The following is a 7,299-nucleotide window of genomic DNA, read 5'->3' on the forward strand; positions in this document are numbered from 1 at the left end:
TGTACACAGCGCATTGGGTTATGTATCGCCTTTTGAGTTTGAAGCAATGTACTATGATAAGATTAACCCGTTAGGTCACGTGGCCTAACTTAAATAAAAATGTCTCCGACAAACCCGGTACGGTTCAAGCCTTACTTACTCGAGCATTTTTTTCTAAACTTTTGAGTTTTTCTATAGATTCATTTAATTGCGTTAACAACTCTTTTATATTTAATTGTATATCTTTGGCGTTTTCTTGACTCGCAGAACTAATCAATAATCCCTTACCAGCTCGAATAGCACCCCATTGGTCGGTTCTCAGTTCAAAACCTTCGCCTCTTCCCTCACTTTCTGCGGTTTCTTTGGGATGACTGAGGTTCCCTAGGTTGAGCTGAGTGGCGCCATGGGTACTTTGTAATTGTGTTGAGATTTGTCCAGTCGTGTCATCAAAGCGAAGTTGTCCAAAGCCTTCACCTTGGACTTCCTTACTTTTTATTCCAGCCAGTTTTTTGGTGTCTGGCAGTTTGCCTTTACTATCAAATTGGGTTGGACTGCGCTGTGCTTCATGTATGCGCCCCACTACAAATGGTCGGTCAATATTACCGTCAAAGAAATCAATAACTACGATTTCATTAATGCGCGGTAAGAAGCGTGCGCCATAACCTTCACCTGCCCATGGAGTAAGTACATCGACCCATGCAGAATCCATATCATTGTCATTGCTGCCTGCACCACCATCATGGCTGTGATCATCACCACGGGTAAATAAGAAGCGGACTTTGATACGCCCCCATTCATCGACATGTATTTCTTCACCACTTGGCCCAACGACTTTAGCCCGTTGCGGATGGGTGCTTGGACGGTGTTCGAGTGGGTTATATGCAGGAACCGTCGCAATATTGCGGCGTTGTAATGTGAGCTGATTGGCCTGACGCTCGGCCTGTTCATGGATCGGTTTAATGTTCCACTGACTTTGTTCAATCAGTTGATTGACTTGTTCAGTAAGGTCTTTGGGTAAGTTATTTTGGTTATAGAATTTCTTTTCTGTGATTAAAAATTGTTTGTCTGCACCACTGTGTTGATCAATTTCTGGGTGTTCATTCAATTCAAACCAATAACCGACTTGTGTATCACGCACAGTCGATTGTGCATTGAATTTTTTCGATTGTAGCTCGTGATAGCGCGTTAGGTTTTGATTCAGTTTTTCAATCTGACTGTTTGATGAAGCGGTAGCTTGGTCTTCGCCTTTTAAGTCTTGCATCCATGCAGGGCTGATATGCCATGCTTGTTCCAAACTTAAACTGGCATTGTCTTGGCTTTGGCTATGCTGATGTTTGCTTTGAACTGAGCCTGCGCCTTCTTCTTGGCTCAGTCCATCGGCTTGCCAGCGCTGCACATGGACCGCAGTCGGTTGAATGCTACGTTCACCGATCAAGCTGGTGATGCTGTCTTGTTTTTCTGTGGCACTAGAGCGATGAAAGCGGATACTACGACGGCTGAGTGCTTGATATTGGCTATTGTCATCAATCAGGCGGAGTTTTTGTTTTTCAATTGGCGCTGAGGAATGTGGTGCTTTCAGCTGCGCTTCATCGATGAGCCAATTGATGCCTTCACTGCGCCAAAGACGCGTTAAAAAGTCATAATCGCTTTCATTCGACTGCATGATGAAAGGTCGTACATCATAGTTCTGACTTAAACCGCTTAGATCTAGCGTTAGACTGGCAGCAAAGAGCGGACTTTTGCTTTGCCATTCTTTAAAGAGAGTTTCACTGACATCGCGCACCGATTTGTTCATAAACACACGGCTGTTCCTGCGTTTATGCCACAGCGATGTTGCATCTTCTAAAGTGAGTTTATACAGCGTGAGTGAACCGTCACTCTGGCCTTGGGTGGCTTCGGTAATAATACCCGTGGTGCGGAAGAGTTCGCCCTGATCGGTCACTTGATCAACGGCGACTTGTACGCCAATAAATTGTTTTAGTGGAATAAGTGCATTAGTAGATAGGCAAATCAAAGTCGCTTGCACGCCTTGGTTTAAGACATGCTCCCCATCAATACGTTGAATAAAAAGCTCATCATTCAACGCAGGGTTGGAAAATTGCACATGAATGGCACGTTTTTGGGCGGATAGACCCAATTGTTCTAATACAGCAAATATTTTGCCTAACATAATAAAAATTCTAAATTGTAATCATGGAAATATTTTGCTGCTAGTTTAGTCAAATTCATCAATAAACTTAATGCTTAAAACCATAGAAGATGTTTCGTTATGTAAAATCCACGATTCAAAAATTCACTTAAAACTAAAAAGCTGAGAACCCACTCACTAAATACTTCTTGCATATAAAATATTCACCAAATGGTCTTAGACCATGCACTTGCATCCAACAAGCAACGTCATTCACACAAGTGTAAAAATAGTTTATCGTCTAATTAGCACCGAGCTTAATGATTAATTTTTTAATATTATCTTTAAAAATAGTAGATTAATTTAAACTCAAGTCAGATTAAAAAACACACAACCCTTTCTTTCCTGTCTTGTAATTCACCTAAGATCCCCTATAATTCAAAAAAACAGACAAGTCTGTCTATTTTGCTGCAAAAACCGAATGAATTTAGCATTCAGAGGGTAAAAATATAAATGAGAGAAAACGTATAAAACGTTCGAAAATCAAATCATTGACTTAAGCTAACAAAGTGAATGATTTGAACGCACAATTGTCAGCAAAGCGCGATTACCCCAAATAATCGCGCTTTTTATTTTCTTAGAATCTTAAGTCATGTGAAAAAAATTGATGGTTAATCAATACAAATAAGTCGTCGCTAGATTTAAAACCTAGATGCCTACAAACAAATTTTTAAGCAGCCAATTCCAAACGAATTAAGGTTTCAACTCGCTTCCAATACTCTGCTAAATGCACTTGGTTGGGGTCAATTTGGGCTTGGATGGTCATGCCATCCAAAATACTACTCAGAAATGCAGCGAGTTGTTCAGTTTGCTGAATGCCCAGATTTTGCAAAGCAGTACTTAGTTTTGATTTGAGCCAGTCTTTATAATCGATCGCAGGTTGTAATGACGAAGGATAAACTTTAGATATTTCTTCTACTGCTTTTTGAAACATACAACCATTGAAATCTGCAGTATGAAACCAAGCATCGTACCAAGCAAAAATGGTTTTAATATGCGAAAGATGGTCTTCTGGATCACATTCTGCAATAGCAGCTTCAAGTGATTCCTGTAAATTAAGATTTCGAATCACGAGACATTCTTCAATTAATTTGGCTTTAGAGGGGAAATATTTATAAAACGTCATTTTAGCAACGCCTGATTCCCCAATAATTCGATCTATACCAATCGAGTTATAGCTATAAGAATTGAAGAGTTGGAGCGCAACGTTAATGATGTCTTGCTTTTTCGACATTTAATTTACCTGATGCACCAATGGAGCCTAAACATAAAGCTTTTAAGGTAGAAAACCTAATTTTTAAACATGATTTTCGCGCGCTATTGTAAAGCATAACTTAACTGGAGTCTGTAGATAAAACCTCAGCACCCCATTAAATACAGTCTGATTTCAGAAGATTTATCAAATTAGCAGTCAGGAAAATTTCGTATAAAACTGACTGCTATTTTAATTTCAACTAGCGATTTAACGACTCTTCATCTGCGTTAAAAACCTTGCTTAAATGAATGCTATTAACGGTGAAATTAAGAGGAATAATTTAAGAGCAAGGGGTACTCAGAATGTCTTTTTGCTTACGCTCTTGTAATGCTTTTCGAATCACCTGATAACCACCCGTTAAACCTAAGATCGCCATGATTACAGCCACAATCAAATCTGGCCATAGACTACCTGTACCAAATACCCCGACTGCAGCCAAGATCACTGCGACATTACCAATCGCATCATTACGGCTACATAGCCAAACGGATTGCATATTGGAGTCACCTTCACGGAAGGCATATAAGACGTATGCACAGATGACATTAGCGACTAAGGCCAGAATACCAATCACACCCATGGTGATTGGTTCAGGAGCGATCCCATTGGCATAGGCATAGAGCACTTTGGCAATCACAACGATCCCAAACGCTGCCATGACAAAACCTTTCACCAAGGCAACTGTTGCACGCCAATATAAACTGGCGCCAAGCACGGCTAATGAAACCCCATAATTTACAGCATCACCAAAGAAATCCAGCGAGTCCGCCCAAAGCGCAGAAGAATGTGCATAAGCCCCACCAATCAGCTCCACCAAAAACATCATGGCGTTAATGATTAAGGCAATCCAAAGTGCGATACGAAATTTACTGTTGGGTTTGTTTGGTGCTGGCTCATGACTACATGTACATGCCATAAATGTGCTCCAATTTTAAAATCAATGGATTTGTATTACTCTTATTCAAAACTATGGACTCACTCCAAGGTCAAGCATGAACGTACAAAAACATTATTTGATTAAAGAATTGTCCACCAAATCTGGGGTAAGCATTGACAGTATTCGCTTTTATGAAAAGAAAAAACTGCTGAAACCTAGCTTCCGCGCAGACAACAATTATCGCTATTATGATGAAGAAATGTACAAACGTTTGGTTTTTATTAAGCGCTGTCGAAACCTCGATATTTCTCTCACCGAGATTCAAACCCTGCTTGAACTTGAGCAATCCCCTACGCAAAGCTGTCATGCTGTGAATGAATTAATTGATAATCACATTCGTCAAGTTTCTGAAAAAATTAAAGAATTAGAAAATTTTAAAATACAGTTAAGTAAGCTCCGTGCTAGCTGTAATGAAACCAGTCAAATTAATGATTGCCAAATTTTAAAACATTTGGAAAACGGAATATCTTGAAAACCCAACTAAAATACTTGGTTGAATCCTTTTTTTAGATCACTACAATAAAGCCATAAATTTTTTATGCCTTTATTGACATGACGATTCAACACGTAACCGAACTCCTCTCACCTGCTGGCTCTTTAAAAAATATGCGCTACGCTTTTGCTTATGGCGCAGATGCCGTGTATGCAGGTCAGCCGCGATATAGCTTACGTGTGCGCAATAATGCTTTCGACCATGACAATTTAAAAATTGGCATTGAAGAAGCTCATGCCTTAGGGAAAAAGTTTTATGTGGTGGTAAACATCCAACCGCATAACTCAAAACTGAAAAATTTCATCCGTGACCTTGAACCTGTGGTTGCCATGAATCCTGATGCACTGATCATGTCTGACCCTGGTCTAATCATGATGGTGCGTGAACATTTTCCAGAAGTGTCCATTCATTTGTCTGTCCAAGCCAATGCGGTGAACTGGGCAACGGTTAAATTTTGGAAAAATATGGGACTGACACGTGTCATTCTGTCACGTGAATTATCAATCGAAGAAATTGAAGAAATTAAACACAATGTACCTGATATGGAAATTGAAGTTTTCGTACATGGTGCATTATGTATGGCTTACTCCGGTCGTTGCTTACTTTCTGGCTATATGAATAAACGTGATGCAAACCAAGGTGCATGTACCAATGCATGCCGATGGGATTATAAAATTCACGATGCAGTTGAAGATGAAACTGGTGATGTTATTCCAGTCACACAAATTAAAGAATCATCATGCTGCAATAATAAAAATGCCGATGAGCAACACGCCCTAGAACAACACCAATTCGGCGAGCCGGTTTTATTACAACGCAATGAAGAAGACATGTTTGCTGCCGAAGAAGATGAACATGGCACTTATTTCATGAACTCGAAAGACTTGCGTGCTGTACAGCATGTTGACCGTTTAACCAAAATGGGCATTCATTCTTTAAAAATTGAAGGCCGTACCAAGTCTTATTTCTACTGTGCGCGTACCGCTCAAATTTATCGTAAAGCCATCGATGATGCCCTTTCTGGTAAACCATTTGACCCAGCTCTCATGTCACAACTTGAAGGTCTTGCGAACCGTGGTTATACCGAAGGTTTTCTACGCCGCCATGTACATAGTGAATATCAAAACTATGAAACCGGCTCTTCACGTTTTGATCATCAACAGTTTGTAGGTGAAGTTTTAGAACGCAATGGCGACTCTCTTAAAATCGAAGTGAAAAACCGTTTTGTTGTAGGTGATTCTTTAGAACTGATGACCACTTCAGGCAATATCACCTTCGTTTTAACTGAAATGAAAGATAAAAAAGGTAATCTGATTGACGATGCCAAAGGTTCAGGTCATATCGTTGATATTCCTGTGCCTGCCGATGTGGATATGCGTTATGCCCTACTGATTCGTAATTTACCCAATTCGACCGTAGATATTTCGGCTTCATCTTTAGCTTATCAGGCTTGAGTTCGCTTTATGGCTTTGTTGATTACAGATAAATGCATCAATTGTGACATGTGTCTACCTGAATGTCCCAATGACGCTATTTATGAAGGCTCAAAGATTTATGAAATCGATGTCGCACGTTGTACTGAATGTGTCGGTTTCTATGAGCACCAAACTTGTGTTTCAGTTTGTCCGATTGAGTGCATTATTCCACATCCGGAGCATATAGAAAGCCAAACTGATTTATTGGAGAAGTTTAAAGGTTTGAATTTATTTAAATCTTAAATGCATGGTGAGATTGGTATATTAATTGCTTACTCCGCTTTATATTTTATAGAGAAACAACCTTGGGGAAAGTATAAAAATAAGGTTGTAAAACAAAAATAGCTGGGCAACGAATAGGATTCAAAATGTGTGGGGACATTTTTGAATCCTAATTTTGCAGACAAAAAAAGGAACTCCGGTGTTAGCGTCCAAAGTTCCTGTAAAACGAGAATATTAAGAAAAATAATATTCAAATGACAACATTCAGCGCGGCCAGTGTGTTTCTCGAAACCCACTGGCCTTTCTTTTATTGACCAGAGCGGATGATGTAATCAAAAGCAGACAATGATGCTTTCGCGCCTTCACCTGTCGCAATGATGATTTGTTTGTACGGTACTGTTGTACAATCACCGGCAGCAAATACACCTTTTACATTGGTTTCGTTACGCTCGTTAATTACGATCTCACCACGGTTTGAAAGTTCAACCGCTGTTTCTTTTAAGAAATCAGTATTTGGTAACAAACCGATTTGTACGAAGATACCAGCCAATTCTATCGTTTTGATTTCATCTGTTGCACGATCTTTATACTTTAGTGCAGTGACTTGTGAACCATCACCGACCACTTCTGTAGACAATGCATTCATGATCACAGTGGTATTCGGTAAGCTGTTTAACTTGTCTTGAAGCACTTGGTCAGCACGAAGCTTAGTATCAAACTCAACTAGCGTTACATGTTCCACAATACCTG

General features: G+C 39.8%; 6 protein-coding genes and 1 pseudogene. 3 read left to right on the top strand and 4 right to left on the bottom strand.

Annotation, left to right across the window (positions count from 1 at the left end; genetic code table 11):
• Positions 1-154: 154 nt before the first annotated feature.
• The 3 genes and pseudogenes from FTU83_RS16485 to FTU83_RS16495 all read right to left on the bottom strand — a co-directional run.
• Positions 155-2,149, bottom strand: a pseudogene (locus FTU83_RS16485) (type VI secretion system Vgr family protein); the annotation flags it as partial.
• Positions 2,150-2,837: 688 nt separating this feature from the next.
• A complete protein-coding gene (locus tag FTU83_RS16490; protein ID WP_180056092.1) occupies positions 2,838-3,401 on the bottom strand; it encodes a TetR/AcrR family transcriptional regulator in 564 nt (187 codons plus the stop codon).
• A 301-nt stretch (positions 3,402-3,702) separates the two neighbouring features.
• On the bottom strand, positions 3,703-4,338 hold the full coding sequence (locus tag FTU83_RS16495; RefSeq protein WP_180089095.1) for a cation transporter: 636 nt from the start codon (positions 4,336-4,338) through the stop codon (positions 3,703-3,705).
• Between the two features lie 76 nt (positions 4,339-4,414).
• Here FTU83_RS16495 and FTU83_RS16500 point away from each other — a divergent pair, with 76 nt between their 5' ends.
• From FTU83_RS16500 to FTU83_RS16510, 3 genes are all read left to right on the top strand, one after another.
• A complete protein-coding gene (locus tag FTU83_RS16500) occupies positions 4,415-4,831 on the top strand; it encodes a Cd(II)/Pb(II)-responsive transcriptional regulator (protein ID WP_168379319.1) in 417 nt (138 codons plus the stop codon).
• A gap of 80 nt (positions 4,832-4,911) precedes the next feature.
• The gene (gene yegQ, locus FTU83_RS16505) at positions 4,912-6,306 is read left to right on the top strand and encodes a tRNA 5-hydroxyuridine modification protein YegQ (RefSeq protein ID WP_180042289.1); all 1,395 of its coding nucleotides are present in this window, start codon (positions 4,912-4,914) and stop codon (positions 6,304-6,306) included.
• Between the two features lie 9 nt (positions 6,307-6,315).
• Positions 6,316-6,570, top strand: a complete 255-nt coding sequence (locus FTU83_RS16510) for a YfhL family 4Fe-4S dicluster ferredoxin (protein ID WP_078194533.1) — start codon at positions 6,316-6,318, stop codon at positions 6,568-6,570.
• A 286-nt stretch (positions 6,571-6,856) separates the two neighbouring features.
• Here FTU83_RS16510 and FTU83_RS16515 read toward each other — a convergent pair.
• On the bottom strand, positions 6,857-7,299 hold a 443-nt coding region (locus FTU83_RS16515; protein WP_180107371.1), incomplete at its 5' end, for an FAD-dependent oxidoreductase.

The sequence above is a fragment of the Acinetobacter sp. YH12152 genome (assembly GCF_013418285.1).
GTDB lineage: Bacteria > Pseudomonadota > Gammaproteobacteria > Pseudomonadales > Moraxellaceae > Acinetobacter > Acinetobacter amyesii.

What these genes read in the sequence shown, in the direction of transcription:
- FTU83_RS16495 (WP_180089095.1), bottom strand. Translation starts at nt 4,338, where the DNA reads ATGGCATGTACATGTAGTCATGAGCCAGCACCAAACAAACCCAACAGT.
- FTU83_RS16510 (WP_078194533.1), top strand. Translation starts at nt 6,316, where the DNA reads ATGGCTTTGTTGATTACAGATAAATGCATCAATTGTGACATGTGTCTA.
- yegQ (WP_180042289.1), top strand. Translation starts at nt 4,912, where the DNA reads ATGACGATTCAACACGTAACCGAACTCCTCTCACCTGCTGGCTCTTTA.
- FTU83_RS16500 (WP_168379319.1), top strand. Translation starts at nt 4,415, where the DNA reads ATGAACGTACAAAAACATTATTTGATTAAAGAATTGTCCACCAAATCT.
- FTU83_RS16490 (WP_180056092.1), bottom strand. Translation starts at nt 3,401, where the DNA reads ATGTCGAAAAAGCAAGACATCATTAACGTTGCGCTCCAACTCTTCAAT.